A 2597-nucleotide genomic window follows, 5' to 3' on the forward strand; every position below is an offset into this window, starting at 1 on the left:
AGGCTCGGTGCCAGCTGGCACCGGGCCTCCCGTCCGTCGTCTGGTCGTGACCAGCTGCGTCAGGCGACGCGGATCGTGAGGCCGTCGTGGTCGACCGTGATGCGGGCGGCGGTGACCGTGCCGAAGGGGTCGCCGTCGAGCTGGAGCTGCTCCGGCGCGTCGAGTTCCAGGTCGAAGGACCGCGCGCTCGTGTAGCGGAGCGTCTTCGACGTCGGCAGCAGCCAGGCGAGCAGCCGGCCGAACCGGGTGCGGTGGAAGAACCGGTTCAGGGAGAGTCCGTAGCCGACACCGCTCCAGCCGATGGCGCGCTTCGGCTGGAAGGCGACCGCGTCGAGCACACCGTCGTCCGGACGGGCGTCGGGCAGGAGCAGGACCCCGGCGGTCAGCGTGCCGCAGTTGCCGACGATGACGGTGTGCGCCTGCATGGTCCTGGCGGGGGCGTCGTCGAGCCGGTAGCGGACGGCGATCTGCCGGTTGCCGATCACCGAGCGGATGATCGGGTCGGAGTACGCCACCCAGCCGAACCGCTTCTTGAGCCGCGGGCTGGTGTTCGCCGCCATGTTCGCGTCGAGCCCGATGCCCGCCATCACCAGGAACGCGTGGCGCGCGACGGTGCCGTCGGCGCCGGTCAGCTCCGCGAGCGCGACGTCGACCTGTCGGTCCGTCCCGGTGAAGGCCGCGCGGACGGCTGCGCGCACGTCGTTCAGCGGGATGCGGAGGTTCCGCGCGTAGAGGTTGCCGGTGCCGGCGGGCAGGAGCGCGACGGCGACGCCGGAGCCGCGCAGCTCCTCGGCGACGATCCGCAGCGTGCCGTCCCCGCCCGCGACCAGCACGACGTCGGCTCCTGACGCCCGTGCCGCACGCGCTGCCCCGCGGCCGTCGTCCGTGGCGTCGGTCTCGAACCAGGCGCTCGGCGCCCACCCGTGCTCGGACTCCGCGGTCGTGACCGTCGATCGCAGCAGGCCGACGTCGACCTTCACGGGGTTGACGACCAGGGCGAGGCGGTGGTCGGGACCGAGGGCGGGCTCGTCGTGCGGCATCGCGTCGACTGTAGTGGACGGTCCCTCGCCCGCCACCCGCGCCCGGGACGGCATGCGTACCGCCAAGACGGACGACGCCCAGCGTGACCCCCCGAACGGGTCATCCCTGGGTGTCCGTACCCCGATCGCCGTCCAGCATGCCTGAGACTCCGCTCACCGGGAAGCACGTGGGGGTCGTCGACGCCTGCCAGTGGTCTCCGATCGCAGGCAGGGGCCGTCATGGCCAGCACGCATCCCATCCGTCCGTTCGCGATCGTCACGACGGGACTCGGGCTCGCCGCGGTCCTGGCCCTCGGGACGGCGTCCTCCGCCACCGCGGCCACCGTCATCGACGGGCCGGTCGACCTCGGCACCGCGTCGACCTACGGCGTCCTCGGCGCCAGCACCGTGACCAACACCGGTCCCACCGTGGTCAACGGCGACCTCGGCCTGTCGCCCGGCACGTCGATCACCGGCTTCGGTGGCGCACCGAACGGCGCCGTCAACGGCGAGACCCACCAGACCGACGCCCCGGCCACTCAGGCGCAGCTCGACACGACGACCGCGTACAACGTGGCCGCGTCGCTCTCGCCGAACCGGACCGGCCTCCGCCAGCTGAACGGCCTGAGCCTGACCCCCGGTGTGTACCAGGGCGGGGAGCTGGACCTGGCGAACAACGGCGCCCTGACCCTGGCCGGCACTGCCGACTCGGTCTGGGTGTTCCAGGCGGCCTCGACCCTGAAGATCGGCTCCGGCTCGCGCATCACCATCACCGGCGGCGCGACCGCCTGCAACGTGTTCTGGCAGGTCGGGAGCTCCGCAACGATCCGCACGCGGGCCCAGTTCCAGGGCACCGTCCTGGCGGACCAGTCCATCTCGGCCCTCACCGGTGCCACGATCGCCGGGCGACTGCTCGCCCGGAACGCCGCCGTGACCCTGCAGGACAACCGGATCACCCGGCCCACGGGCTGCGCCGCACCGGGCACCCCGCAGCCGAGCGTCGCGCCGACGATCACCTCCGGCACCCCCGAGGGTGCGACCGCCGGCACCCCGTACTCGTCGACCGTGACGGCGACCGGCCTCCCGCGCCCGACGTTCTCGGACAACGGCACGCTGCCGGACGGCCTCGAGATCGACGTCCTCACCGGAGTCATCTCCGGGACGCCGACCACGCCCGGCACCACCACCGTGACGATCACGGTCAGCAACGGCACCGGTCCGGACGCGACGCAGACGTTCCCGCTGCCGGTGGCACCCGCGGCCGTCGTCCCGACTCCCACACCGACTCCCACGCCGGCACCGACCGCCACGCTCACACCGACGGTCCCCACCGCCGTGCCGACGGTCGGCGTCCCGACGCCGGGAGCGTCGGCCACGCCCGGCGCGGTCGTCCCCGGCGGCACCGGTGGCGGCACCGGCCCCTCGGAGCTCGCCTTCACCGGAGCCGACCCGGTCCCCGGCCTGGTCGCGGCCGGCGGGATGGCTGCGGTCGGTGCGTTCCTGCTCGTGCTCCGTCACCGTCGCCGCACGGCAGCGGTGCGGCGCTCCGCCAGCTGACCGCCTGACGACGGACTGCCC

Annotated in this window: 2 protein-coding genes; one reads left to right on the top strand and one right to left on the bottom strand. The window is 73.7% G+C overall.

Annotated features, from left to right (window positions below):
• Positions 1-59: 59 nt before the first annotated feature.
• Positions 60-1040, bottom strand: a complete 981-nt coding sequence (locus BIU98_RS01795; protein WP_071270438.1) for a diacylglycerol kinase family protein — start codon at positions 1038-1040, stop codon at positions 60-62.
• 219 nt (positions 1041-1259) lie between these two features.
• On the opposite strand from BIU98_RS01795, the gene BIU98_RS01800 reads away from it, so the two are divergent.
• Complete coding sequence (locus tag BIU98_RS01800; protein WP_071270441.1) at positions 1260-2576, top strand: ice-binding family protein; 1317 nt, start codon at positions 1260-1262, stop codon at positions 2574-2576.
• Positions 2577-2597: the final 21 nt, after the last annotated feature.

The organism is Curtobacterium sp. MMLR14_010, assembly GCF_001865015.1.
Lineage (GTDB): Bacteria > Actinomycetota > Actinomycetes > Actinomycetales > Microbacteriaceae > Curtobacterium.